General features: G+C 73.6%; 21 protein-coding genes. 8 read left to right on the top strand and 13 right to left on the bottom strand.

The annotated features are described in order from the left end of the window. Positions 1 to 98: 98 nt before the first annotated feature. Positions 99 to 902 carry an alpha/beta fold hydrolase gene (locus tag P696_RS0133695; protein ID WP_026415769.1) on the top strand — a complete coding sequence of 268 codons (804 nt, stop codon included), beginning with the start codon at positions 99 to 101 and terminating at the stop codon, positions 900 to 902. On the opposite strand, the gene P696_RS0133690 is transcribed toward P696_RS0133695, so the two are convergent. Continuing rightward, the gene (locus P696_RS0133690; protein WP_026415768.1) at positions 892 to 1,497 is read right to left on the bottom strand and encodes a DUF1345 domain-containing protein; all 606 of its coding nucleotides are present in this window, start codon (positions 1,495 to 1,497) and stop codon (positions 892 to 894) included. The two genes, P696_RS0133695 and P696_RS0133690, sit on opposite strands and share 11 nt — an antisense overlap. A 97-nt stretch (positions 1,498 to 1,594) precedes the next feature. Between P696_RS0133690 and P696_RS0133685 the strand changes: the two genes are divergently transcribed. The 4 genes from P696_RS0133685 (at position 1,595) to P696_RS53240 (ending at position 4,689) form a co-directional block, all read left to right on the top strand. Next, positions 1,595 to 2,128 (top strand): cupin domain-containing protein, encoded by a 534-nt coding sequence (locus P696_RS0133685; RefSeq protein WP_026415767.1) that lies wholly within the window; start codon positions 1,595 to 1,597, stop codon positions 2,126 to 2,128. A gap of 49 nt (positions 2,129 to 2,177) precedes the next feature. Further along, on the top strand, positions 2,178 to 2,807 hold the full coding sequence (locus tag P696_RS0133680) for a TetR/AcrR family transcriptional regulator (RefSeq protein ID WP_026415766.1): 630 nt from the start codon (positions 2,178 to 2,180) through the stop codon (positions 2,805 to 2,807). Positions 2,808 to 3,068: 261 nt separating this feature from the next. Continuing rightward, the gene (locus P696_RS57635; RefSeq protein WP_034488280.1) at positions 3,069 to 3,254 is read left to right on the top strand and encodes a helix-turn-helix domain-containing protein; all 186 of its coding nucleotides are present in this window, start codon (positions 3,069 to 3,071) and stop codon (positions 3,252 to 3,254) included. A gap of 13 nt (positions 3,255 to 3,267) precedes the next feature. Continuing rightward, a complete protein-coding gene (locus P696_RS53240) occupies positions 3,268 to 4,689 on the top strand; it encodes a serine hydrolase (RefSeq protein ID WP_051468477.1) in 1,422 nt (473 codons plus the stop codon). 48 nt (positions 4,690 to 4,737) lie between these two features. Here P696_RS53240 and P696_RS0133665 read toward each other — a convergent pair whose 3' ends face one another. The 3 genes from P696_RS0133665 to pgfA all read right to left on the bottom strand — a co-directional run bounded on the left by P696_RS0133665 (position 4,738) and on the right by pgfA (position 8,776). Then, positions 4,738 to 5,850 carry an NAD(P)H-dependent flavin oxidoreductase gene (locus tag P696_RS0133665; protein ID WP_026415765.1) on the bottom strand — a complete coding sequence of 371 codons (1,113 nt, stop codon included), beginning with the start codon at positions 5,848 to 5,850 and terminating at the stop codon, positions 4,738 to 4,740. 112 nt (positions 5,851 to 5,962) lie between these two features. Continuing rightward, positions 5,963 to 7,258, bottom strand: a complete 1,296-nt coding sequence (locus P696_RS49870; protein ID WP_051468476.1) for a cytochrome P450 — start codon at positions 7,256 to 7,258, stop codon at positions 5,963 to 5,965. Positions 7,259 to 7,675: 417 nt separating this feature from the next. Next, the gene (gene pgfA, locus P696_RS49865) at positions 7,676 to 8,776 is read right to left on the bottom strand and encodes a cell envelope lipid trafficking protein PgfA (RefSeq protein ID WP_051468475.1); all 1,101 of its coding nucleotides are present in this window, start codon (positions 8,774 to 8,776) and stop codon (positions 7,676 to 7,678) included. A gap of 174 nt (positions 8,777 to 8,950) precedes the next feature. Between pgfA and P696_RS49860 the strand changes: the two genes are divergently transcribed. Genes P696_RS49860 through P696_RS49855 form a run of 3 tightly spaced genes read left to right on the top strand, consistent with a single transcriptional unit; the run spans position 8,951 to position 12,536 of the window. Beyond that, a complete protein-coding gene (locus P696_RS49860) occupies positions 8,951 to 10,471 on the top strand; it encodes an MFS transporter (protein WP_064744179.1) in 1,521 nt (506 codons plus the stop codon). 35 nt (positions 10,472 to 10,506) lie between these two features. Continuing rightward, positions 10,507 to 11,289 (top strand): glycosyltransferase family 2 protein, encoded by a 783-nt coding sequence (locus P696_RS0133645; RefSeq protein ID WP_245627916.1) that lies wholly within the window; start codon positions 10,507 to 10,509, stop codon positions 11,287 to 11,289. Continuing rightward, a complete protein-coding gene (locus P696_RS49855) occupies positions 11,286 to 12,536 on the top strand; it encodes an acyltransferase family protein (protein ID WP_051468474.1) in 1,251 nt (416 codons plus the stop codon). Before P696_RS0133645 ends, P696_RS49855 begins: the two co-directional genes overlap by 4 nt. Here P696_RS49855 and P696_RS49850 read toward each other — a convergent pair. From P696_RS49850 to P696_RS0133595, 9 genes are all read right to left on the bottom strand, one after another. Further along, entirely contained in the window at positions 12,489 to 16,709 is a 4,221-nt protein-coding gene (locus P696_RS49850; RefSeq protein ID WP_051468473.1) for an alpha-(1->3)-arabinofuranosyltransferase domain-containing protein, read from the bottom strand. The genes P696_RS49855 and P696_RS49850 overlap by 48 nt on opposite strands. Before the next feature lie 44 nt (positions 16,710 to 16,753). Beyond that, positions 16,754 to 18,118, bottom strand: a complete 1,365-nt coding sequence (locus P696_RS0133630) for a glycosyltransferase family 4 protein (RefSeq protein WP_034488278.1) — start codon at positions 18,116 to 18,118, stop codon at positions 16,754 to 16,756. After that, a complete protein-coding gene (locus P696_RS49845; protein ID WP_245627915.1) occupies positions 18,115 to 18,888 on the bottom strand; it encodes a glycosyltransferase in 774 nt (257 codons plus the stop codon). Before P696_RS49845 ends, P696_RS0133630 begins: the two co-directional genes overlap by 4 nt. A 73-nt stretch (positions 18,889 to 18,961) precedes the next feature. After that, complete coding sequence (locus tag P696_RS58935) at positions 18,962 to 19,093, bottom strand: hypothetical protein (RefSeq protein ID WP_281175016.1); 132 nt, start codon at positions 19,091 to 19,093, stop codon at positions 18,962 to 18,964. Next, on the bottom strand, positions 19,093 to 20,946 hold the full coding sequence (locus P696_RS49840; RefSeq protein WP_034488272.1) for an MmpA family trehalose lipid delivery protein: 1,854 nt from the start codon (positions 20,944 to 20,946) through the stop codon (positions 19,093 to 19,095). Before P696_RS49840 ends, P696_RS58935 begins: the two co-directional genes overlap by 1 nt. A 93-nt stretch (positions 20,947 to 21,039) precedes the next feature. Then, positions 21,040 to 21,825 (bottom strand): SDR family NAD(P)-dependent oxidoreductase, encoded by a 786-nt coding sequence (locus P696_RS0133610; protein ID WP_026415762.1) that lies wholly within the window; start codon positions 21,823 to 21,825, stop codon positions 21,040 to 21,042. A 59-nt stretch (positions 21,826 to 21,884) separates the two neighbouring features. Continuing rightward, complete coding sequence (locus tag P696_RS0133605) at positions 21,885 to 24,029, bottom strand: acyl-CoA dehydrogenase family protein (protein WP_026415761.1); 2,145 nt, start codon at positions 24,027 to 24,029, stop codon at positions 21,885 to 21,887. 65 nt (positions 24,030 to 24,094) lie between these two features. Beyond that, positions 24,095 to 24,403, bottom strand: coding sequence for a hypothetical protein (locus P696_RS0133600; protein WP_026415760.1), 309 nt, complete (start codon positions 24,401 to 24,403; stop codon positions 24,095 to 24,097). A gap of 132 nt (positions 24,404 to 24,535) precedes the next feature. After that, entirely contained in the window at positions 24,536 to 26,356 is a 1,821-nt protein-coding gene (locus P696_RS0133595; RefSeq protein ID WP_026415759.1) for a hypothetical protein, read from the bottom strand. Positions 26,357 to 26,418: the final 62 nt, after the last annotated feature.

Here is a 26,418-nt window from a genome sequence, read left to right as displayed (position 1 = left end):
TTCGCTGATACAGGGATCCCGTAGCCCGCATCCTGGACATTTGCCCCGCCCTCGGAGATGTCAGTGGCGCGTCAGGGGGTGGGGGCAGGGTTGGTTCTATGACGGAACTTGTTGCGGCTTCGGCTGGTGGGTACCTCGTTCGGGCGCTTGATGAAGGGCGTGGGACGAATGTGTTGGTCGTTCATCCGGGGGGCGGGGATGTGGCGGCGTGGGACGGGGTGGTGCGGCTTCTCAGCGGTGAGTTTCGGGTCGTTCGGGTTCGGCGGCGGATCTACGTTCGTGGGGCCGAGGTCGTGTTGCCGCATTCGATGAGCGTTGAGGCGGCGGACATCGTGGCCGTCGCGCGGTTGCTGGACGGGCCGACGCTGCTTGTCGGGCATTCGTCCGGGGCGGTCGCGGCGTTGGAGGCCGCCCTGCTGGAGCCTTCGGCGTTCGACGGGATGGTTCTGTACGAGCCGCCGATGCCTACGAAACATCTGGTCGCGGGGGCGGCGGGGGTGCGGGCGCGGGCGCTGCTCGATGCGGGGGACGCTGGGGAGGCCATGCGGGTGCACATGCGGGACATCGTCGGGATGCCTGCCGAGATGGTGGACGGGATGTTCGCCGAGCCGCAGGTGAGGGCCATGTTCGCGAAGGTGGCGGCGGCGCAGATCGCGGACGACGAGGCGATCGACGCGCTCGGCACCGGGATCGGGCGCTTCGCTTCCCTGGACGTCCCGGCCGTCCTGGTCGAGGGCGACCAGAGCCCCGCTCACCTGCGCGAACGGCTCGCCGACCTGGCGGACGTCCTGCCGGAGGCGCGGGTGGTCACGCTCGCCGGGCAGGGGCATGTCGCGCACCTGACCGCGCCGGACGTCCTCGCCCGGATCGTCCGCGACGCCGCGGAGCCGTTCAGCTCTTGATCCAGTCGATGGCCACGGCCAGCAGCACGGCGTTGAAGAAGAAGCTCAGGACGCTGTGCACCGTCACCCTCCGTCGCATCGGGGCGTCCAGGACGTTCACGTCCGACACGGCGAAGGACGTCGCGATCGTGAAGGAGAAGTAGACGAACTCGGTGAGGTCGGGGTGGTCGGTCCCGGGGAACTCCAGGCCGCCGTCCGCCTCGTGGGCGCGGGCGTACAGGCGGGCGTAGGCGGAGTGGAGCACCATCCACGAGGTGAAGATCGTTAGGATCGCGAGCGCCTGCTGGGCCCGGTCAGCATGGTGCTCGCGGCCCAGCACGACCGTCAGGCCGCTCAGCATGCCCGAGCCGCTCGCGACGGTCGCCAGGATCGATGAGTACCAGCGGGGGCCGACCAGCTCGGCCAGCTCCGACGCCTGCCGCTCGACGGCGACCTTCCGGTAGGTGAGCAGCCAGCCGGCGGCGAGGTAGCCCACGGCCAGCGCGTTCCACAGGGCGAGGATCCACACCTGCGCCTCGAACCCGCTCGGGAGGAGCCAGCCCGCCCCGAAGACGACCAGCCCCACCTCCATCACCCAGAGTGACCATTTCTCCACGGAGAAGGGATACCACGGAGCCGATATTGCACTGACTGGTTGAGTATTTACACTGGTCGGTGTACTTTCGAGCCACGCTCTCACCAAGGAGGCAGGGATGTCCTATCCACAGGACCGGTACCACGGGGAGAACGGCGAGGTCAGCGCCTCGTTCCGGGCGGCCTCGGAGAAGCCCGAGCTGGCCGGGCCGACCGGCATGGAGACCTACTACCTCGCGACCGGGAAGCCCACCGGACGCGAGAACGACATCTCCACGGACGGGGAGTTCGGGCTCTACCACGTGCGGAACCTGCCTCCGGGCAGCGGCACCGGGACGCACTTCCACAAGACGATGTCCGAGTCGTTCTTCGTCACCGACGGCGGGCTGGCCGTCTTCGACGGCGAACGCTGGCGCGAGGCGTCCAAGGGGGACTTCCTCTACGTCCCGGCGGGCGGGCTGCACTCGTTCAGGAACGAGTCGGACGATCCGGTCTCGTTCCTGATGCTGTTCGCGCCCGGCGCGCCCCGCGAGGGGTACTTCGAGGGGGTCGGCCACCTCGCCGGGCTGTCGCAGGAGGAGCGCGAGGACTTCTTCCTCGCGCACGACAGCTACTTCATCGACCTGGGGAACGGGCCCAGGCTCGGCCGATGACGCCGACTACACTGCACCGGCCAGTGCAGTCAGGCGGAGGAGGCCCGGCGTGACGTCCACCGGACGACCCGAGAAGCGGCGCGCGATCCTGGACGGCGCGCGCCGGGTGTTCGGACGGGACGGCTACACGCGGGCCAGCATGGACGCCATCGCCGACGAGGCGAAGGTCTCCAAGCGCACGATCTACAACCACTTCGCCGACAAGGAGCAGCTCTTCCAGGCCGTTGCGGTCGAGGGCGGGCAGCAGGTCACCGACGCGATCGCGCGGCTGATGGACGTCCACCTCCTCAAGATCCTCGACCTGGAGGAGGACCTGCTCGCCTTCAGCCGCGACCGGGCGGCGACGATCGGCGGGTTCCCCGACCACTTCGCGCTCGTCCGGGCGCTGGAGGCCGAGGTCACGCGGATCCCGCGGCCGGTGCTCGACCGGTGGATCGCGGCGGGCCCGCAGACCGCGCACCAGCGCCTCGCCCCCTACCTGGCGAGGATCGCCGAGCGCGGGCTGCTCGTCCTGGACGATCCGGAGACGGCGGCCCTCCATCTCGACCAGCTGACGGTCGCCGCGATCATCCGGCGGACCTTCTACGGCGCGCTCCCGCTCTCCCCCGAGGAGACCGAACGGATCCTGGCGGACGGCGTCCGCGCGTTCCTCCGCGCCTACCGCCCCGCATCGTCCTGATTCGTGTTAATTTCGTGCCGTTCGGTTGGCACGAAAATAACGGGTGATGTCATGACCGATGCCTGCGAGCACTGCGGGAAGACGCTCGCACAACCCGCCGGACGCGGGCGCAAGCGGCGGTTCTGCGACGCCACCTGCCGGAGTGCGGCACGGCGGGCACGGCACGCGAACCAGGCCACCCCGAGACCGGACGTCAAGGATCGCTTGACATCGATTACCGGCGGTGACAGCTTGGGCGGCCAGGTGCCCGAAGCTCCTGGAGTGCCGGACGACGCGCCGGCGGCGGTGGCAGCCGCCGCCGAGGCCGTCCGACGGGCGGAGGACCACCTGCGCGGGACGGTCGGGACGGCGCGCTCCTCCGGTCTCACCTGGCAGGAGATCGGCGACGCCCTCGGCATCACCCGGCAGGCGGCGTTCCAGCGGTTCGGGCGTCCCAACGAACCGTAGAACGGGGACTGCGATGCCGATCAACGCGCGCACGCGCGCCACAACCGCCTCCCGCAAGCCGGTCACCTCCCACGAGCAGGTCACCGCCCTGAGCGCTTCCCGCAAGCGGGCCACCGCCCTGAGCGTCTCGCGCACGCGCGCCGTGGCCGTGGCCGTCGTCCTGTTGAGCGGGGTGACGGCGTGCAGCGGCTCGAAGGGGCGGGACGCTACCGACGCCGCGCCCGCGGCGGGCAGGCAGCTCGACTGGATCGTGTCGGCGTCCCGGCACCTTCCGATCAGCGACGCCGACGCGAAGGAGCACATCGCCTCGTCCGCGCTGACCGCGTTCGGCGGCACGGCCGGGCTGTCGAAGGAGCTGTCGAGGATCGGGCCGCTCACCGCGCAGTTCCCGCCCACGTCCGGACGGACGCGGGCGGCCGGATGGTTCACCGCGGGGCACGGCGTCTCGGTGTTCGGCATGTTCTCGACGGACCGGGCCGGGCGGATCGCGGGGCTCTACTTCGCCAAGCAGCCCGATTCCTGGCGCGACCTGGACGCCCGGCTGCGCGAGATCGCGCCGGAGGTCTCGTTCGCGACCGCCGAGATCGGGAAGAAGGGACGCTGCCGGGTCGTGCACGGGGTGAACGCGACGACGCAGCGTCCGCTCGGATCGGCGTTCAAGCTGTACGTCCTCGGCGCGCTGTCCGACGCGGTCGCCCGCCAGGAGGTCGCCTGGGACACCCCGCTCCCCATCAACGACGCGTGGAAGAGCCTGCCGTCCGGGACGTTCCAAAACAAGCCCGCCGGGACGACGATGACGCTCGCGCAGTACGCGGACGCCATGATCTCCAACAGCGACAACACGGCCGCCGACCACCTGATCCACCGGCTCGGGCGTGAGGCCGTGGAGCGCGAGGTGGGCGCGCTCGGGAACCGGCGGCAGGACGCCGACCGTCCGTTCCTGACCACGCGTGAGGTGTTCACGCTGAAGGGGTCGGGCTACCCGGCGCGCGCGAAGCGCTACCTGGCCCTGCCCGCGAAGAAGCGGGCCGCCACGCTGCCCGCGCTGAACTCCACGCCGCTGTCCGGCGTCACGGCCTGGCAGCACCCGCGCGACATCGGCACCATCGAGTGGTTCGCCTCGCCGACCGACGTGTGCGCGGCGTTCAAGGGGCTGAACGACCGGACCGCCGTGCCCGGCCAGGCCAACGTGGGCCACGCGCTGAGCCTGTACGACGGCGGGATCGGACTCGACCCGAAGGCGTACCCGACGGTCTGGTTCAAGGGCGGCGGCGAGCCGGGGGTGCTGACCGCGAACTACCTGACCAAGACCTCCGGCGGACGGACGTTCGTCACGAGCGTGATGCTCTCCGACCCGAAGAACGCCTTCCCGGTGAACGCCGAGCTGAACATGCTCGCCGTCGCGCGCGCGGGAATCCAGCTCGCCGGTTCCTGAGCGGGGCCTCCGTCCCCCAGGGCTCCCCTGGGGGACGTTCCCGTTCCGTCAGTCGGCGTTGGTGAGGGTGGTCAGGCGGTCGACCGCCTCGACGTACTCCTCGATGAGGTCGTAGACGACCTGCGCGGCCGGTTTGACCTGGTTCATGCTGCCGACGATCTGGCCGACCGGGAACGTGACCAGCTCGCCGTCGCCGGACCGGGCGATGCGCGGCAGCGCGTCCGCGACCAGCATGAACTGCATCGGCATCGGCAGGGTTCCGGGGGACGTCTCGCTCTCCCACGCGTCCGTCCAGGCCGTCCGGAGGAAGCGCGCGGGCTTGCCCGTCCAGGCGCGCGACCGGACGGTGTCCCGGGACGTCGCGTCCAGCAGCTTCGGGACGGCGCGTTCCGGGGTGTCGGCCTCGTCCACGGTCAGCCAGATGGACCCGCTCCAGACGCCCTCCGCGCCGAGCGCCAGCCCGGCGGCGACCTGCCGTCCGCGGCCGATGCCCCCGGCGGCGAGGACGATCGTGTCGTCGCCCACGGCGTCCACGACCTCGGGGATCAGGACCATCGTGGAGACCTCGCCGGTGTGGCCGCCCGCCTCGGTGCCCTGCGCGACGATGATGTCGACCCCGGCGGCGACCTGCTTGCGGGCGTGCCGGGCGGTCGACGCCAGGCCCGCGACCTTCACGCCGTGCTCGTGGGCGAGCGCGGCGACGTCGGCCGGGGGCGGGCCGAGCGCGCTCGCCAGCAGCGCGATGTCGTGCCGGAGCGCGACCTCGACCTGCGGACGCGCCGTCTGGTCCGTCCAGCCGAGCAGCGCGCGATTGGCCTTCTCCGACGGCGGCTCGACGCCGTGTTCGGCGAGCAGCCCCTCCAGGAAGTCGCGGTGCTCCTGCGGGATCATCGACTGGAGCCGTCCGAGCAGCTCCTCGGCGTCGCCCGCGTCCGCGCCCTCGTACTTGGCGGGCATGACGACGTCCACGCCGTACGGTTTCCCGCCGACGTGCTCGTCGATCCATTTCAGCTCGAGTTCGAGCTCCTCGGGGGTGAAGTACAGGGCGCCGAGGACGCCCATGCCGCCGGCGCGGCTGACCGCAGCGACCACGTCGCGGCAGTGGCTGAACGCGAAGATCGGGTACTCGATGCCGAAGAGATCGGTGACTCGTGTCCGCACCCGTCGAACATAACCCCCGGCGGATCAAAACTGCAACAAGTTCTAGTTGGTGGGATCGCCTGGCATCGGGAGCCTGGCGGGAGACCGATGAGAACACGTACTACAGGAGGGTTCAGCATCCGGCCGCCTCCCGGAGGTCGCGCGGGCGGCACAGCACCGTCAGCCCGGACGGGCGGTACGTGCCCCACGTCGTCGGCGTGAGCGAGTGACGGCGGACCAGGTGGCGGCGGGCCATGAACGCGGCGATGAGGACGAGTTCCACCGAGGCCAGCGACGCTCCTGGACAGGTGCGCGGCCCAGCTCCATAAGGAAGGTAGGCACCGCTTCCCGGACCGTTGGCGGGCCGGAGCCACCGTTCCGGGTCGAAGACGTCCGCGTCGGGGAAGTAGCGGGGGTCGCGGTGCAGCAGGTACGGGGAGACCATCACCCGTTCGCCGGGTTGCAGGTCGTACCCGCCGACCTGGACGGGCCTGGCCACGACACGGGAAAGCAGCCAGTTCGGCGGGTACAGGCGCAGCGTCTCGCGGACGAACGCGTTCGCCGAGGTGAGCCGGGACAGAACGGCGCCGTCGACGTCGTCCGGGCAGGGAAGAACCGCCTCCGCCTCGGCGGCGACGCGTTCGGCCCACCGCGGGTTCTCGGCGAGCGCGGCAAGGACCCAGCCCGCCGCGGGCCCGACCATCTCGCGCGCCGCGACCATCGCCGTGACCATACGGAACGGCAGGTACACGCGAGGATTCACGCCGTTGTCGTCGCAGGTGCGCATCAGCTCGTCTAAGACGTCGCCACCGGACGTCCCATAGGGGGCCGCCCCGGCGCGCCGGTCGATGACGCGCCGGATCCGCGCGGCGAGGTGGTGCTGGGCGCGCCGGACCCGCAGCCGGGACGGAGCCGGAACCCATCCGGGCAGGTGGACGTACCGGGGGCCGAGCGTGGCCCGTAGCTCGGCCAGTTCCTCTTCCCCGTGCATCAGCTCGGCGGCGTCCGGCCCGAAGTGGTAGCAGGCGGCCATCCGCGCGGAGGCGGCGGCGAGCCGGGGCAGCGCCTCGGCCTCGGTTCCCCTGGGCCAGGACTCCGCCAGCTCGGCGGCTCCGATCGCCAGCGTCCCGGCGTGCCGTCCGACCCGGTGGTGACGCAGGGTCCGGATGCGCGCCGCCTCGACGGCCTCGTCCTCGCGGCGGGCGCGCCGGGGAAGCGCGAACGTCCCGCGCGGCGGCTCGAACTCCTCCCCGGTGCGGCGCAGCACCTGCCGGGTGGCGTCCAGCCCGGCGGCGAAGTGGATCCGGGGGACGACCTGCCAGACGTCCCCGAACCGGGCCGTGCCCGCCGCGAGGTAGCCCGGCCGGTCCGCCTCGTACGCGCCCACCCCGGCGATCACGCCGTCGCGCGGGCCCGGTGGCCGTCTCATCGCACACACCTCCGGTTCACGGAAAGGGTTGAGGAAGAACAGAGGAGGAGCACCGGACGGAGCGCCGCCGTCCTTGGCCGCCGGCGTCCGTCCGGTCAGGCGTCCCGCCGCCAGTGGGCGGGAACGGCGGGCTCTACCAGGGGTAGGGCGGGTACGCGCCCATGCGCGCGGCTCGACGGCTCGTTAGATATCGCTTGAAAGCAGTCATTCCTGACACCTCTCCTGGATGATCGGTCTCCACGGCCGGTGGATCTCGATTGACCACACCGGCCGCCGACCAAGAGTAGTTAATCGATCACGGCTGGTGACATACCGGGGAAGTGAGGGAGCCGTCCCCCGGGGACGCCGAAGGTCAGGCAGCGGCGCCAAGGCGCGTCCGGCCCGGTGACCTGGTCGAACGCGGCTGGAGAAGGACGGTCAGGAGCGGCCGAGGCGGCGCGGCCGGCGCTGCGGACGCTGCTGGCGGCGGGCGCGGGCGGAACCGGCGGCGGGGTGGGCGCGGCGGCGCGTGCCGGGCGGCGGGCCGGTCGCGACGCCGCCGAACCGTCCGTCCGGGCCGCGCGGTGCGGTCGGCGGAGGCGGGAGGTCGCGGCGGCGCAGCAGCACCATCGCGGACCCGGTGCCGAGCAGCCCGAGGCCGACGACGAGCGCCAGGACGGGACCGTAGATCCGCGTCCAGCCGATCGCCAGCGCGGACTCGTTCGACAGGTCGGCGAGCTTCTTCTGGTCCTCGGGGACGGTGACCATGTCGGCGTCCGCGACGATCAGCTTGCCCAGGCCGTCCCTGGTGCGCAGGGACTGGGTGACCTTCTGCTCCTGCTTGACCGGGACGCCCGTCCGCGGGTCGACCCACTGGGTGTTGACCGCCTCGAAGTAACGGTCCACGCGCTGCGGGTAGGCGTCCTTGCCGAGGCCGAGCATGTCGCCGGGGAGCTTGACGTTCATCGACTCGACCTTGACGAGCGGGACCTCCTGGATGAACCGGTAGGTCTTCATCCCGCCGAGGTTCTCCTCGCCGCTGAACCTCATCGGCAGGGTGCGGCGGGTGGTCGTGTCGTAGAACGGGTAGTCGCGCTTGTGCACGTTCGCGATCGGGAACAGCAGCCCGTACCCGAACATCTTCACGTTGACGTCGCCGCCGACGTTGACGCCGCAGCAGTTCTCCAGGAGTCCGGTGCGGCGGTCGAAGGCCATCCGGTACGCCTGGAGCTGGACCTGCTTGCCCGTGTCCTTCTCGGTGATGGTGGTCGAGGAGTCCCACACCGCGACGCGGCCGTTGCCGCCGTTGGCCTTCACGTCGCCGCGGATGGTGCTGTCGGCGACCAGGGTGACGCCCGTCCGGAGCTTCAGCTTCGCCATGTCGAAGAGGCTGGCGTTCGGCGCCTCCAGCCGGACCCGCTCGTACCGGTTCAGCGGCGCCTGGACGACCTGCGCGGAGACGTAGAACCGGATCAGCGGGGCGAGCGTGGTCAGGAACGCCCCCGCGACGACGAGCACGAGAGCCGGCGAACGCCGCATCACACCTCCCGGGGCGGCCGGTGCCTCCCGGTCCTCCCGGCGCGTCCGGCCGAACGGCCCTGACCAGGCCCTCAGGCCCGGCATGTCCGGTTACCCTACAGGATCAGACGTCCCTCACCCCCCGTCCCAGGCCCCTGGCAGGAACCCCCACATGACCCGTCTCCCAGGCGTCCCGTGAGCCTGCGCCCGCACCTGCCGGAGCGCCGGTGGCTCGCGCTGCTCGCGGCGCTGACGGCCGCCTTCATGGACCTGGTGGACGTGACGGTCGTGAACGTCGCGCTGCCCCGGATCCAGGACGATCTGCACGCCGGTCCCGCGCTCGGCCAGTGGACGGTGTCGGCGTACGCCCTCGCCTACGCGTCGCTGCTGGTCACGGGTGGACGGCTCGGGGACATCCTCGGGCGGCGGCGCGTGCTGCTGATCGGGCTGGCGGGGTTCGTCTTCGCCTCGTGGGCGGCCGGGGCGGCGCAGTCCCCCGCCGCGCTGATCGCGGCGCGGGCCGCCCAGGGCGTGTTCGCGGGGGCGATGGTCCCGCAGACGCTGTCGGTGATCAACGTCCAGTTCCCGCCCGGACGGGCCCGTGCCCGCGCGTTCACCCTGTACGGGATGCTGCTCGGCGTCGCGCAGGTCGGCGGGCCGCTGCTCGGCGGGATCCTGCTGCACTACGACGTCGCCGGACTCGGCTGGCGGGCGATCTTCCTGGTGAACGTCCCGGTCGGGCTGGTGGCGCTGCTCGGCGTCGACCGCTGGATGGACGACTCGCGCGCCTCGCCGCCGCCTCGGCTGGACGTGGCCGGGGTGCTGCTGGTGAGCGCCGCCGCTCTTGCGCTGACGTTGCCGCTCGTCCAGGGGCGGGCTTCCGGGTGGCCGCTGTGGAGCTTGTTCCTGGCGGGGGCTAGCCTCCCGGCGCTGGTGGCGTTCGGGGTGCTGGAGGCGCGGCGGGAGCGGCGCGGGCTCAGTCCGCTCGTCCCGCCGTCGTTGCTGCGGCGGCGTTCGTTCGCCGCCGGGCTGGTGCTGACCACGGCGATGTTCGGGGCGGTCGCGGCCTGTTTCATCGCGCTGACCTGGGGACTCCAGTCCGGGCTCGGCTGGTCGCCGCTGCGGGTCGCGCTGACCGGGGCGGCCTGGCCCGCCGGGATGGCCCTCACCGCCCAGCCCACGCACCGGCTCGGTCCGCCGCGCGCCCGCGCCTTCGTCCGGACGGGTGTGCTCGTGATGGCGTGCGGGGTCGGGCTGGTCGCCTGGGTGTTCGCGGGGGTCGGGGACGATCTTCGTCCCTGGCATCTGGTTCCGGGGCTGGCGCTCGCCGGGGTCGGGATGGGGCTGGCGCTTCCGGTGCTGGCCAACGCCGTGCTCGCGGACGTCCCGGCGGACGCGTCGGGCGCGGCGTCCGGGGTCTACAACTCGGTCACGCAGTTCGCGGGCGTGCTCGGGGTCGCGGTCGCCGGGATCGCCTTCTACTCCGGGGACGCCGTCGCCGGGCCGGACGCGACCGCCCGGACGCTGCTGGTCGCCGTGGCGGCCCTGGTCGTGGCGGGAGGACTGTCGTCCCTGCTCCCCCGGAGGCTGGCCTGGGCGGAAGCGGGTGGACGGCCGCCGTCCCGGATCAGGGCGGAGGGTGGGAGGGCGCCGTCCCGAATCGGGATGATCCGGGCTAGCCTGCTCCGACACGTCCACCCCGGGAGGTCACGCTGAGCACTCCATGTGACATCCCGCGCGGCACCGTCCGTGTGACCGTCGTGGTCCCGACCCGCGACTCCGCGCGGACGCTGGAGCGCTGCCTGGTCTCGCTGCGCGCGCAGACCGTCCCGGTCGAGGTGATCGTCGTGGACAACGCGTCCGCGGACGGGACACCGGAGATCGCCGCCGCGTACGCGGACACGGTGCTCGCGGGCGGGCCGGAGCGCAGCGCGCAGCGGAACCTGGGGTGGCGGGCGGCGTCCGGGGACGTCGTGGCGTTCGTCGACTCGGACATGGTCCTCTCCGAGGGGGTCGCCGCCGAGGCCGCCGAGGCGTTCGGGGCCGACCCCGGGCTCGGCGGGCTGGTCATCCCCGAGGAGTCGTTCGGGCAGGGGTTCTGGGCCCGGGCGCGGGCCGTGGAGAAGCACGCCTACCTGGGCGATCCCGCCGTGGAGGCGGCACGGATCTTCCGCCGGACGGCGCTCGCCGACGTCGGCGGCTACGACGAGGGCCTCAGCGCCTTCGAGGACTGGGACCTCGCCGACCGGGTCGCCGCGACCGGACGCGCGATCGGCCGGACGGCCTCGGGCGTCCTGCACGACGAGGGCCGCCTGACGCTGCGGTCCGCCTACCGGAAGCGGCGGTACTACGGACGCTGGCTGCCCGCCTACCGGGCACGTCCGACCGCGCGGTCGTTCGGGCGCGGCGGGACGCTGCGGCGGCTTCCGCTGCTGAGCTCCCCGGTCGTGGCCGCCGGGGTGATCGTCCTCAAGGCGACCGAGACGGCCGGGCTGCTCGTGGGCGCGCGCGATGGCGGGAGGGGGCGCTCGTGACGGCGACGGCTTCTTCCCCCGCGCCCGCGGTCTCCCGGCTGCCGGTGATCTCCGGGCGGCAGGACGCGCTGGACGGCGTCCGGGCCATCGCGGCGCTGATGGTTCTGCTGTTCCACGTGGCCGCGAGCACCGGATACCTGACCAAAGAGCCGACCGCTATGACGAGGTTGCTGTCCCGGGGCGAAGTCGGGGTGCCGATCTTTTTCGTGTTGTCCGGGCTGTTGCTGTACCGGCCTTGGGCGGCTGCCGTACTGGGGCAGAACCGTTCGCCAGGCACGGGTAAATACCTGTGGCGGCGGCTGCTGCGGCTCATGCCCGCTTACTGGGTCGTCATGGCGGTCGCGATCGGCATGTACAGCCGTGACCACTTGTCGGACGTCCCGAGCATGGTCGGTCTCGCGACGCTCACCTACGGCTTCGACATGCATCCGTGGTGGACGGACCATCTGGGCCCCAAGGGCCTGGGGCAGATGTGGAGTCTGTGCGTCGAGGCGTCCTTCTATGTGGCGCTGCCTGCGCTGGCCTTCCTGCTAGACCGGTGGGCGCGGCGCGGCACGTCCGTTGACCTGCGTGCTCGGCGGTTGCTCTATGCGTTGGGCGCGATGTCCGTGGGGTCGGTTGTGTACGCGGTCGCGGTGCTCCGGGCGTCCAACCCGGCGTACTGGGGCAGCCTGCTTCCGCAGTACCTCGGATGGTTCGGCGCCGGGATGGCGCTTGCGGTCGTGACGGTCTGGGCGAACGCCTCACCGCTCGGCCCGGCGGCCCGGTTCGCGCGGACGGTCGCCGCCTCGGCCGCGATGTGCTGGGCGGCGTGCGTCCTCGTGTACGCCATCGCGTCCACGCCGGTCACGGGGATCTCGCGGCTGAACTCGACCAACGCCTGGACGACGGGGTTCAGCGTCGTCCTGTACGGGCTGGTCGCGCTGCTGCTGGTCGCCCCGGCGGCGCTGGCCCCGGCAGGCGACCGGCTGGCCGGGCGCGTCCTCGGCAACCCGGTGCTGGCGTTCCTCGGCCGGATCTCGTACGGGCTCTTCCTCTGGCAGTTCGTGGTGATCTTCGTGTGGTTCGACCTCACCGACCACGCGCCGTTCACCGGTGACCTGCTGACCGACTTCCCGGTCTGCCTCGCGCTGACCGTCGCCGTTGCGACCGTGAGTTACTACGCGATCGAGGAACCGATCCGGAAGCTGGGCGGGCGGCTAACCACGCGTCGCGTCCGGACGGGTGAGGCCGTCGCCGGACGCTGATCCCGGCGCGGCGGCCGACCAGCTCAGCGCGACGCCGTCCGCGAGCCAGGTGTCGGGGGCCTCCGGGGCGGTGAGGGCTGCGGCGAGCCGTCCGAGGACGATCAGCCCGCAGATCTGCGGCAGGACGTCCCGGAGCACGGGCAACAGGTCCGCGCGCATGCCGTGCTGGGTCAGCCAGGCCGCGACGGCGACGGAGACACCGCCGACGAGCATGAAGAACGCGGCGATCCAGGCCGACCGGACGTGCCGGGCCGCCCGTCCGCCGGACCACTGCGGCACGGCTCCGACCAGCGCGGACGCCGCCGCGACGCCCAATCCGAGCGGACCCGCCAGCCAGAATCCGAGGGCTGCGGCGAGACCGGCCGGGGCGACGACGCGGAGCGTCCGGGCCGTGCGTCCGGCGGGGGCCGTGGCGGGGACGGCGGCGGGCGGAGGCGGATCGACGCGTCGCGGGCGGCGGACCGAGATCGGGACGAGCAGCGCGAGCAGGGCGAGGCCGCCGAACAGCGCGGTCCGGTAGGCGGTGTCGGGCTTGTACCGGAGGGTGATCGTCCCGGACGTTCCGGCGGGGACCTCGAAGCCCTGCCGCCAGCCGTCCAGGCGGACCGGACGGAGTTCACCGCCGTTAGCGGTCTTCGCGACCCAGCCCGTGTTGAAGTTCTCGTTCACTACCAGGATGGACTTGCGCGCAGCGTTCACCTGGAGCCGCCGCTCGCCCGCGCCCCAGGACTGGACGGTGACCGGGCTCGTCCGTCCGGGCCGGACGGCGGCGAGCGCGCCGCCCGGGTCGACGGTCAGCGAGTCGACGCGGAGGTGGCCACCGGCGCTGACGCGGTTGTCGCCGTTCGCCAGCCGGACCGCGCGGCAGGCCCGGAAGGCGACCGGACGTCCGGCGAGCAGGTCGGCCGCCGTCCCGGAGATCCGCGTCTTGACCGTGCGGCCGTTCACCGTGAGGTCAGGGCCGATGCCGCAGGACGTCGTGAACGGCCGGGAGCCGGGCTCGGGCAGCGCCGGGACGCCCGGGATCGCCACCTCCGACACCTGGACGGGCACCTGGGACGTCACGAACCGCAGCGTCACCCGATCGGTCCGCATCGGCGCGAACCGCAGCCGCCCGTCCCCGTCGAGCAGGCCCTCACGGACCGCGCCGCGCGCGCCGAGGACGGTCACCGTCATCGCGGACCGCGCGCCCGGGGGCCGGATCACTTTCAGCTCGCTCACCTTCAGCTTGCGCCCCCAAGCGAGGGTCAGCGACGGCCGCTTGTCGTCGCCCGCCGCGATCCAGGTGGTCGCGGGGTCGCCGTCGATGGCGGCGCGAGGCTGGGCCGGGGCCTCCTTCGTCCAGGTCGAACTGGCCGCCGTGCGGGTCTCGCCGCGGGTCCGGGTCAGCCTGTCGACCAGGGCCGGGTCGGTGACGACGGCCCGTCCGGTGATCGCGGCGGCGCCGCCGTGGCCGGTGAAGACGCGGCGGAGGGTCGCGCCGTCCTCGTCGCCGCGCGCCAGGTCGGGCGAGCAGACCCAGCGGGACGAACCGCGCATGCACTCCGGTCGCGGCGGCGTCACCCGGCTCATCAGCTGGGGCACCGTCGCGCCCGCCCCCGGGACGGCGGGTAGCCGCAGATAGCGCTCGGCGGTGACACCCGGGATCGACAGGTCGCGGACTCCTACCCGCGCCCCCTCGCCCGGCGTCCCGGCGACCGCGACGATCCGCAGCCGGATCCAGGACGTCGGGCCGGGCGGGGCCGTCAGCGTCTGCGCGCCCGCGACCGGACGGACGTCCTGCTCCCGCGTGCCGCGCTCGGTCTCGACCGCGACCCGCGCCGGAGCCGGTCCGAGCAGGTCGTTGCGGGTGAAGGTGACCTGGAGCGAGCCCGGGTCGAGGGCCGACGGGAGGTCGGCGCGCAACCACTGGCCGACCGGCCCGCGCGTCCCGCCGGTGATCCACTGGCTGTCCGGGTCGGAGTCGACGGCGGCGAAGGGCAGCGCGGACGGGTCCTCGATCCCGGACGGCGTGCCGGGGTCGGCGGCCGAGGACGAGGCCGTGACGTCCTTGATCCCGGTGTACTCGGCGACGGTCCGCGCGTCGTCCCAGGCCGGGTCGCCGGGGTCCGGGCCGAGCCCGCCGGAGGTGTCCGGCCTGCTCCCGGCCGTCAGCGTCGGGCCGATCTGCGTGCGGATCTCCGATCGCGACCGGTCACGCAGCCGCGCGGCGTCGGACGCGACGGGCGTCCCGCCGAGATCGGACGCGTCGTCCCCGACCAGCACCGGACGGCCCTGGAGGGCACCGGCGTCGGCCAGGTCGAGCAGGCCCTCCGACGCTCCGCGCAGCCGGACCGGATCGGCCGCGTCGACCAGCCCGGCCGCCGCCTGCGCGCCGTCCACCTGGTAGATCTCGACCGCCGGGTATGGCTGGTCACGCGCGCTCACGGCGTCGTCGTTCCAGCCCCCGGGCTGGAAGCCGAAGAACGCGACCCGCCTCAGGCCCGGCGAGCCGTCGAGGGCCTGGTGGACGCGGGCGGGCCAGGCTCCGGCCAGGTCGTCCCGCGTGAGGTCGTTCCGGACGAGCAGGTACCGCACCCCCGACCTGGCCAGAACCTCGGTCAGCCCGGACGAGCCCCGGCCCGCCGCGACGCGCTGGTCGATCGCGTCCAGCATCCGCGCGTACCCCGGCGACCCCTGCGGGACCATCTGCCGCGCGCCCCAGCGCGTCCGCAGCAGCGGCTGGACGACGTCGTCCATCGGCCGTCCCCAGGTGTAGTCGCCCGTCCGCGAGCCCGGCAGCGCCAGCACGGACCGCGCCCCGGCGCGCGTGTTCAGCCAGGACGCCGCGTCCCGCCAGTACTTGGGAACCTCCGGGAAGCCGCCGGGCGCGGCCAGGCCGTTCGCCATCGCGGGCGTCGCGACGGCGAGCAGCGTCACGCCCACCGCCGCGATCACACCGACCCGCAGGTTGCGTTTCCGCAGCGTGCCGGGCAGATGCGCGATGCCGAGCGCGAGCGGCAGCCGGATCATCCCGTCGAACTTGTACAGGTTGCGGAGCGGCGCGAGCGGGCCGTCCAGCAGGTCGCGGAGGTGCGGGGCGAGCGGGCCGCCGATCCGGCTCGCGTGCCCGGCCGCGACGATCGCGACCCCGCCGAGCAGCACCAGCAGCGGGAACGTCCGGTCGGGCAGGTCGCGGCGGACGAGCCCCGCGAGCCCCAGCGCGGCCAGGACGGCCGTGACCACGACCAGCCAGGCGTGCCCGGCCAGCGCGGACCCGACGGGCGGCGCCGACGGCAGGTAGTTGATCCAGCGTTCGGTGCCGCGCAGGACGTCCACCAGGCCGGTCGTCGCGGTGGTCGTGTCGGCCTGCTCGGTGTAGCCGAGCCAGGAGAAGCCGTACTTCCCGGTCAGGACGAGCGGCACGAGCCACCACCCGACCGCGACCGCCATGGCGGCCGTCCACCAGGCGAGCAGGCGGAAGCGGCGCGTCCCGCGCGGACGGGTCAGCAGGAACAGGAACGGAACGGTCAGCACCGCCACCGTCGCCGTGCCGTTGATGCCGCCGCACAGCCCGACGGCCAGGCCGGACCGGGCGGCGGCACGGATCCGGCCACCGTCCCGCCGGACGGCCGTCACGAGCGGGACGACCGTCCACGGCAGCATCGCGAGCGGCAGGTACTCCCACGAGTTCTGGCCCAGCGCGGACAGCGCGTGCGGGCTGAGCGCGTACGCCGTCCCCGCCGCGAGCCGCGCCGCCGGGCCGCCGATCTCCAGCCGCGCCGCGAGCGCCCGCACGCCGAGCAGCGCCGCGCACATCAGCAGCGCGAACCACAGCCGCTGGACGATCCAGGGCGGCATCCCGGCCGCGTGCCCGAGCCAGTAGAACGGACCCATCGGGACGAAGTAGCCCGCCGCCTGGTTCTGCAGCTGGCCGAACTGCTCGGCGTCCCACAGGTGCAGCGCCCGGCCGAGGAACGCGCCGGGGTCCAGCACCATGTCGATCTTGGTGTCGGCGAGCAGCAGGCCGGGCTTCGTGCAGACGGCGAGGGCGGTCAGCGCCAGGCAGCAGACGAGCACGCGGATGCGGTCGCGCAGGCGGGGATCGACGTCGGCCTCGGCGGGCACCACCGACACGCCGTCCGGCACGATCGGGACGCCGTCGGGCACGGTCGCGGACGAGTCGCCGACCACCAAAGCGCCCTCCCCGGACCTGTGAACCCTCGCCGTCCGCCGGGTCAGCGGCCGGAGACGTCCCCACCGCCGACGCCGGGCTCGACGCGGCCGAGCAGGCGCTCGAGCGGCGTGGCGGGCCGCACCGGTTCCGCCTCGCCCGCCTCCAGCAGCTCGTCCCGGACCGGGCCCTCCACGACCCGGAGGTGACCGTCACGGTACCGGCGCACGACCTGTGCGTCCGCACCGGCCTCGCCGGTCATGGTGCCCGTGCCGCTCGTCCCGCGGCGGACGGACGCGGCGACCAGCGCGGCCATGCGGTCCGCGGTGTGCTCCCAGTCGAACTCGGCCGCCCAGGCGCGGCAGGCGTCCGCGACCGCGTCCCGGCGGACGGGGTCGGCGAGCTCCTTCAGCGCCCGGTCGAGGGTGTGGACGAGCTCGGCCGCGTCGCCGGTGTCGGCGGCGAGCCAGCCGGTCGTGCCGTCCCGGACCGCGTCGCGCAGGCCGTCCACGTCGTAGGCGATCGTCGGGACGCCCAGCGCGGCGGCCTCCGCGACGACCAGGCCCCAGCCCTCGCCGCGCGACGCGCTCAGGTGCAGGTCGGCGTCCGCGACCACGGCGGCCTTCTCGTCCTCCGGGACGAACCCGAGCAGCTCGACCGCGTCGCCGAGCCCGCGCGCCTCGATCTCGGCGGCGAGCCGGTCCTGATCGGGACCGCGCCCGATGATCCGGAGCCGCAGCCCCGGACGCTCCGGCAGGACGCGTTCGACCAGGTCGAGCAGCAGTCCGGCGCGCTTGTGCGGGACGAGCCGGGTCACGCACACCAGCCTCGGCGCGGACGGATCGGGCGTCCGCCGCTCCACCCGGCCGGCGGGCGGCGTGTCCACGCCGACCGGGACGAGGTAGATCGGGCCCGTCCAGTCGAGCCGCGTCCGCAGCGCCTCGACCGTGGTCGGCGAGATCGCGGTGCAGGCGTGCCGACGGTACGTCCGGCGCGCGACCGGGCCCTCCAGCGTCCGGCCGATCCAGGCGAGCCAGGCCGGGAAGTACATCCCGAACTGCTCGTCGTGCACATGGAAGATCGCGCAGAACACCGGGACGCGGCGCGGCAGCGCCCACGGCGTGAAGAACGGGATGCCGTTCTGGCAGTCCAGGACGGCGTCGAAGCGCCGCCTGTGCGCCAGCATCCAGGCCAGGACCAGCGGATACACGGTGAACCGGCCGCCCAGCCGGACGAGGTCGACGCCGTCCACGCGTTCGCGGCGCGCCTGGCCGGGCGCGCGGCAGGTGACGTAGGTGACGCGGGCGCCACGGGCGGCGAACCGGCGGGCGAGCTCCCACGCGTACCGCTCCGCGCCCCCGGCCGCCGGATGCGCGGGGTCACGCCAGTTCACGATCGCCACGCGCAGGCCGCGGACGTCGTCGCTCATCCGGACCCGGCCCCGCTGATCTCGGTGAGCGGCAGCGCCACCACCCCCGCGGCCTCGGCCGGGAGCGGAGCCGGGGCGGGAGCCGGAACCGGGCGGCGCGCGGACAGCCGGATGGCCACCACGTCGCGCAGGCAGCGCGCGGAGTGCCGCCGCACCGAGAACGTCGAGCCCGGCACGTCCCGCCAGCGGACGGGGATCGCGGTGATCTCCGCGCCGCGCCGCGCGCAGTGCATCAGCAGCTCGACGTCGAACGCGAACCCGCTGGTCGTGAGGTCGGCCGCCGCCGCCCGGACGAGCGGACCGGCGAAGAACTTGAACCCGCACTGGGTGTCGGTCACCCCGCCCGCCAGGTCGCGGGTGAGCCGGTTGAACACGATCGCCCCGACCTTGCGGAGCGGATGGCTGTAGTCCTCCACCAGCGAGGACGGGTGGCGGCGCGACCCGACCACCACCGGGTGGCCGTCGCGGAGCAGCGCGAACGCGTCGTCCAGGCCGGACAGGTCGGTCGCCATGTCGGCGTCGCAGAACCCCACGTACCGGGCGCTCGTGGCGAGCAGACCGGCGCGGACGGCCGCGCCCTTCCCGCGCTCGGGACAGTCGATCACGCGGACCGGGACCGGCCCGCGCCAGGCCGCGGCGATCCGGGCCGTCCCGTCGGTGCTGCCGTTGTCCACGACCAGCACCGACGCGGTGACCGGCAGTTCGGCGAGCCGCGCGCCCAGCGCGTCCAGGCCGCCCGGGAGCCGGACGGCCTCGTTGAAGGCGGGCACGACCACCTCGAGGGCAGGACGCGCGCCGGACGGCGGGGGCGTGGGGACGGCCATCGCGGGGGCGGCGCGAGGCCTACCGGGAGCCGTAGTTGTACAGCGGCTTGATCACCGGGGACTCCTGCGAGGCGTTGGTGTAGTGCACCACGCTCACCGAGGTCAGCAGCGCCAGCAGCGTGCCCGCGATGGCAGCGATCGCTATGCGCATCAGGGGGCCCTTCCACGTCGGGGGATGCGGGGGATGTGTCTCGTCACAGTAGTGCCCTGGGTGACAAATGACCAGGCGATCAACGTAACCATGACAATCCACGACAATGCGGTCGGGAGGAGCGGCGCGCGGGCCTCGTCCGGACGCGCCGGATCCGGGATCCGGTAGAGGACGAGGCCGGATCCGGACACCATCGTCTCCGCCCCCGCGAGCCTCGCGCGCCACGGCGCGTCCGGGCCGGTCTCGGCGTCCACCGCGACGTACCGGACGCCCGCCTCCCGCAGCGCGGGCACGAGCGGCCCGCCGCCCGCCACCACCGGATCGAGTCTCCGCGCCACCGGGTCCTCCGCCGGGACGGTCGTGGAGCCGACCACCACGGCGTCCCGCGTGACGACCCGGCGGCCGAGGTAGCGGGGCAGCGCGTCCAGCGACGTCCGCCCCCCGTTCCAGGGGTAAGCACGGTATGTCGCCCACGGAAGGACAAGCACATCCCCGCGGACAGGGTCGTCTCGGACGATCGCGCGCGCCTTGTCCCAGCCGTCCGGGTACTCGACCGGACGAAGCCGTCCGCCCGCGCCCAGCGCCAGCGACGGCAGCAGCACCACCGGCAGCACCGCGACCACGACCGCGACGCCGCCCGCCAACGCGTCCGCCCCCTCCTTCTCACGCGGCTGGACGAGCCTGACCAGAACATCCGCGACCAGCCCGGCCCCGATCGCGATGACCAGCACGAGCGGCGCGGTGTACTGCTGGCCGTCCCGCAACACGGCGAACCCGGACCAGAGTTCGATCAGGCCCTTGAGCGCGGGCGCGGCGACGACACCGAACGCCGCCACCCCGAACCCGAGCACAGCCGCGACCGCGAGCCCGACTCCCCAGGCAGGACGGTCGGCACGCCACACCCGTCCGGCGAAGGCGGCGAGCGCCGCCACCACGAGCGACGCCCAGCAGAACACCAGGACGCCCGAGCCGTACCCCTTGGGCACGACCTCGGCGTTCCACACCCCGCCGGTGAGCAGCAGGCTTCCGAGCGCGCCGAAGGGCGTGTCCGCGCGCGGCGCGAACGCGTCCACGGCGGACGGCGCGCCCGGCACCCCCGACGGCCGCAACCACCCCGTCACCAGCCACGGCAGACTCGACCCGACGACCACGGCGACGACCCCGGCCACCCCCCGCCCCCACCGCTTCCACGGTCCGGACAGGCCACCCGAGGCGGACCCACCACCCCGCACGGACGCCCCACCTCGGGCGGAGGCACCACCGCGCGCGGAGACACCACTGCGGGTGGAGACGCCACCGCGCGCGGAGGCGGCGATCGCGAGCGTGGGCAGGCCCGCGATCGCCATCGCGGCGAAGCCGCCGATCGCCGCGGGCACGAGCGCCCGCGCGACCCGTTTCGCCTCACCCGTGGACGCGGCGGCGACGGCCCAGGGCAGCGCCGCGTACCCGAGCAGCAGCGCCCAGTGCCCCAGGACGAGCCGCTCCGCCACGTACGGATTCCAGACGTAGCAGACCCCGGCCGCGAGGCGCGGAAGCAGCCGCCGCGTGGGCACCAGCGCCGCCGCACCCGCGCAGCCGAGCACGAAGACGGCCAGGAGCAGGGCCTTCTGCACCAGGTCACCGGGCAGGACGGCCGACAGGGCCGCCACGAACACGTCGCTCGGAACGTGCCGGGGCAGGGTCCCGGTCAGCCCGAAGGTCATGGCCGTGAGCGGCTGGCGCGGCACGGCGACCATGTCGTAGGACAGCAGGAATCCCCGCGCGAGGCCGGGTCCGAGCGCCAGCAGGCCCAGGACCAGGCCGGTCAGCGCGGCGGCCCCGTGCCGGGTGCGCGCGGTCGTCCCGTCAGTCATCCCGTCCGGACGTTATCGGATCCGCAAGGACGAACCGCCCGGAACGTTCCCGCCGGCGGGGGGCCGCCAGGCACGCGGCCCGAAACGCTCCCGTCAGGAACGCTTCGCGCCGGTGAGGGACATCAGCCGGTGCGTGAGGCTCGGGGCCAGCCACGCCTGCGCCATGGTCAGCCGCATCATCAGCGGAAGCGCGGTGCGCGCGCGGTCGCGGCGGACCGCCGCCACCAGGGCCCCCGCGACCTGCTCCGGCGTGACGGTCGGGATGACCGCCGAGATGCCCGGGATCCGCTCCTCCGAGCCCGGGTTGTTCGCGAAGTAGTCGCTGGACACCTTGCCCGGGACGATCTCGGTGACGCCCACACCCGTGCCCCGCAGGTCGACGCGCAGCGCGGCGACCAGGCCGCGCAGGCCCCAGCGGGCGGCGGCGTAGCCGAACGCGCCCGGCCAGGTGGCCCGCGAGACCGGCGAGTTGACCACGACGATCCGGCCGCTCCCCCGGCGGACCATGTCGGCGGCGAACGCCGTGGTCACGTAGCCCGCCGCCAGGTACGGGACGGCGGCCATGTCGCGGAAGTCGTGCGGGGTCGACTCGTCCACGAACAGCCAGCGGCCCGCGCCCGCGTTGTTCACGATCACGTCCGGGACGCCGAGCTCGGCGCGGACGCGGGCGGCCAGATCGACGACGGCGTCCGGGTCGGCGAGGTCGCACGGAAAAACGCGCGCCTGGCCGTCGAGTTCGGCGGCGAGCTCGTCCAGGCGGTCCTTCGAGCGGGCGACCAGCGCGACCGTCGCGCCCGCGCGGGCGAACGCGCGGGCCGACGCCGCGCCGATCCCCGACGACGCCCCCGTGATCAGGACGATTTTCCGGCCCAGCTCCACTGCGGCACCTCCGGGACGACGACATGAAAGATCTTCATGTTAGCCGCCCCGGGAGCCGCTCAGTCGCGCGGCAGGCCGAGGATCCGCTCGCCGATCACGTTCAGGTTGACCTCGGTCGTCCCGCCGCCGATCGACATCGCCCGGGACGCGAGCAGGTGGCGGGTCCAGCGGCGGCGCAGGTCGTCCTTCCAGCCGCCGGTCAGCGCGCCCTCGGCGTCCAGCAGGGTGAAACCGTACTCGGTGACGCGCTGCCCGTGCTCCATCGCGACCAGCTTCCGGACGTTCGCCGTCGCGCCCGGGTCGGTGCCGCTGATCTGCTTCAGCGTCGCACGCAGCCCGAGCAGCCCGAACGCGTGCTCCTCGGCGGCGAGCCGACCCACCTCGTCCCGGACGACCGGGTCGTCCGCGACGCCCAGCTCCCCCGCCACCTTCACGAGTTTCCGCAGGTCACCGCCCAGCTGGAAAGAACTGGTCAGGCCCACGCGCTCGTTCGCGAGGGTGTTGCGCGCGACCCGCCAGCCCTCGTTCACGTTCCCGACGACCAGCTCGTCCGGCACGAACACGCCGTCCAGGAAGACCTCGTTGAACACCGCGTCGCCCGTGCACTCGCGCAACGGCCGGATCTCGATCCCCGGCGACGCCATGTCCACGAGGAAGTAGGTGATCCCGTCGTGTTTCGGACGATCCGGATCCGTCCGGGCGAGGCAGATGCCCCACTGGGCCTCGCGCGCGAGGGACGTCCAGATCTTCTGCCCGCTGAGCGACCAGCCGCCCTCGACGCGCTCCGCGCGCGTGGTCAGGCTCGCGAGGTCGCTGCCCGCCCCCGGCTCGCTGAACAGCTGGCACCACAGGATCTCGCCGCGCAGCGTCGGCCGCAGGAACCGTTTCTGCTGCCCCTCGGTCCCGTACTGGACCAGCGACGGCACGACCCACGCGGCGATCATCAACGGGACCGGCCGGACGTTCGCCGCGCGCAGTTCCTGCTGGATGACGATCTGCTCCAGCGGCCCCGCGTCGCGTCCCCAGGGCCTCGGCAGGTGCGGCGTCACCCAGCCCTCGTCGGCCATCGCCGAGATCCGCTCGATGACGTCCATCGAGGACAGCTCGCGCACCCGCGTCCGGATCCCGGCGCGCATCGACGCCGCGTCGTCCGGAAGCTCGATGTCCCTCTCGCGGCGCACGCCCCGGACGGCAAGTTCCGCGATCTTCGCGCGGGCGCGGCTCGCGCGTCCCAGCAGGGCCCGCAGCGTGAGCGCCCGCCGGTACACCAGATGCGCGTCGTGCTCGAAGGTGTAGCCGACCCCGCCGTGCACCTGGATGTTGCCCTCCGCGCAGGTCACAGCCGCGTCGGCGGCGAGCGCACCGGCCACGGCGAGGGCCAGGGCGCGCTGGTCAGGGTCGTCCTCGGCCAGGACGCGGGCGGCGTCCCAGACCGTGGCGCGGGCCTGTTCGAGGGCGATCAGCATCCGGGCGCACCGGTGCTTGACCCCTTGGAACCTTCCGATCGGACGTCCGAACTGCTCGCGCAGCCTGGCGTAGGCCACCGCGTCGTCCAACGCGCGCGCCGCGACCCCGCACGCCTCCGCGCCCAGCAGGACGGTCGCGAGCGCGTGCCCGTCCACGCCCTCGATCACCCGGCCCGGATCCCCCGCGACGGGCCCCGCGACCGTGACCCGCCCGACCGGACGCGTCAGATCGAGCGATTCGAGCGGCTCGATTTCGGCGTCGTCAGCGTCCACGACCACCCACCGCCCCTCCCCCAGAGGAAGAACGAGCAGGTCAGCGAGCGGAGCGCCGAGCACCGGGCCGACCGTCCCGCCGTCCTCCGTCAGTTCTCCGGTGAGCGCGACGGCCGCCGTCCGCGAGCCGTCCGCCAGACCGGCGAGCAACTCCTCTCCCCCACCACCTGCCGCGATGATCGCCGACGCCAGGACGGTCGGCAGGTACGGTCCCGGAGCGAGCGCACGCCCGAGCTCCTCCAACGCGACCGCCTGTTCCAGCAGCCCCGCGCCCTGGCCGCCGAACCGCTCGGGCAGGTGGAGCCCGGCGAGGCCCTGCCCGGCCAGCGCGTCCCAGAACGCGGGCCGCCGCTCCGGGCCGTCCGCCACGGTGGCTCTGGCCTGCGCTTCCACCCCGTGCCGCTCGACCAGTCCCCGCACGGACGCGGCGAGCGCCGTGTGCTCCTCGGTGAGTCCGATCGCCATGGCCGCACCTCTCCACTCGGAAGTAAGCAGCAGCTTATTAGAACGGCATTCGACTGTCCCTGCACTCAGCGCCAGAGCAGCGCGACGACCAGTCCGAGCAGCAGCACGCCCACGACCCCGGTCATCGCCACGGCCTCGGAGCGCAGCGAGAACCCGCCCGTCTCGAACTCCAGATCGGCGACGGCCTCGCCCGAGCCCGCCGCGTCGTGCCGGACGTCCCGTTCAGGCTCGCCGGAGACCTCGCCCCGCGCGGACGCCACGTCCGGGCCCTGACGCGGCGGCGGCATCACGCCGTCCACGACGGGCCGCCCGGCCCCGGGGAGCACGCGCGGGAGCGGGCCGGTGGGGGCGTCCTCGAACTCCTCCTCGCGCATGCCCTCAACGTAGGCGAGCGATCACCGATCGCCTAGGCGTGCCTCAAGGTCGGCGCCCGTGGCGAGCGGCGTCCAGGTGACTTTGAGACACGCCCTGGCCCCAGAACCTGCGGAAGAGTCACGACATCCCGGTCAGGGGGCGGTGACCTTGAGCCCGTCCAGGAAGGCGTTGAGGTCAGGCCAGAGCTTGCGGCTGGTGTTCGGCAGCGACGCGAACACGACGGCCGGGGCCTTGCGCCCGGTGTCGACCACGGCGGTGATCACGACCTCGCCGGTCGCCTTGACGCCGGGCCGCTTGTACTTCAGGTAGCGCGCGACCAGCCAGCCCTTGTGCGTCCCGACCATCAGCTCCTGCGACGCGAGCGGGGTCGCGTCGTGCTGGAACGCGTAGTAGTCCTTGTCGAAGCCGCCGGCGGCGAGCGCCGTGATCTCCCTGAGGCTCTCCGGGCCCTTGTAGCGCTCCTGGAGCGTGGCGGAGAGGGTGCCGGTCAGCAGCTGGCCGTACCAGATCTGGTCGCCGTGCCTCTCGGTGACGAGGATCTGCTGGCCCGACCACCCGGTCACGCCCAGCTTGTTCTTCTTGGTCGGCGCCTGCCAGGGCGCGGCGAACCGCGGGTAGGACAGCCCGGACTTCGCGTCCGCGACCCGTCCGGCGATCTTTCCGGGCTTTCCGGCGAACTTCGCGAGCGGCTTCTCCGGCGGGAGCTGCGGCTTCGGCGAGTGCGGCTTCTGCGCTGCGGCCGGAAGGCCCGGCCGTTCCTCGGTGGAGCCGGACGAGGGCGCGTCCTTCTTCTGCTGCATGAAGTAGACGCCACCGGCCGCGACCAGCGCCACGACCAGCAGGCCGACGCCGCCGAACAGCGCCACGCGGGACCGCCCGCCGCCGCCGTCGAAGTCGTCGTCGTACCCGCCGGACGGCCCGGACGGCTGCGCCCCGCCGCCCCCGGCCAGCATGTCGTCGGCCGACTTCTCGTCCGCCATCCAGCCCGGCATCTGCCAGTTTCCGCTGCTCGGACGCCCCGGACGCGCCGTCGCGGACGCCGCGGTCGGGTCGGCCACGGGCGCGTACCGCCCATCGCCGCCACCCGCGTCGCCGCCGCCTTCGAACAGCGAGCCCTCCCAGGCGTTCCCGTTGCCGCCCGGCTCGTCCATCGGCGCGACCTTGACGTCGTCGTCGTGCGCGGCCGCCGCCTCGTGGACCGGCCGCACGCCACCCTCGGGCGCGGACGAGCCCATGGCCTCGCGGACGGACGGGGCGCGCTCGTGCGCGGGCGCCGGCTTGGGCTCCTCCCACGCGGGGACGGGCTCGCGCGGCTCGTCGTGCCACCACGGGCCGGACGCCTCGGACGCCGCACCGGCCTGGCGCCGCGCGTCCGGCTCGACGTCGAACTCGACCGCGCCGACGACGTCGGCGAGGTCGCGGGTCTCCTGCGGGAGCTTCGCCTCGACGGACGGCGCGTCCTCGTACGCACGCGCGGCGGGCTCCGCCTCATGAGAACGCGCCGCCTCACGGGGACGCTCTGCCTCACGGGGACGCTCTGCCGCCTGCGCGCGCGAAGCGTGCTCCACGGGGGCCTCGGACGCCTGGACGGCCTCGTCGGCGGCGGGCTCCGGCTCCTCGCGCCTCTGCATGTGCGGGGCCTCGACCTTGCCCCAGACGTCGTGGTACTCGGGCGCCTCGTCCACCGCGGGCGCGGGGTCCGGCTCCGCGGGGACCGGGTCCGGGTCGGAGAACTCGGTGCGGCCGGTGGGCTCGGGAATCGCGACCTCGGGGACCTTCACCTCGACCTCGGGGAACGACATCCGGGACGGGGACTCCGCGGCGGCCCGAGGGGCGCGCCCCTCGGCGGGCTGGGCGGGCAGCGGGCCGGTCGGCGCGTCCGCCATCTCCCCGTCGACTCCGTTCTCGCTCATGTCGGTCCAGCGCGTTCCGCGCTCCCCCTGATCGGACATGCGGCACACGTTACGCGAAGATCACTCATTAGGGACCGGCCGGTAATTACGCTCAGGACACA

This window comes from Actinomadura oligospora ATCC 43269 (assembly GCF_000518265.1).
In the GTDB taxonomy this organism is placed as follows: domain Bacteria; phylum Actinomycetota; class Actinomycetes; order Streptosporangiales; family Streptosporangiaceae; genus Spirillospora; species Spirillospora oligospora.
Note: the sequence above shows the minus strand (reverse complement) of the source record. Positions and strands in the feature narration are given on the sequence as shown.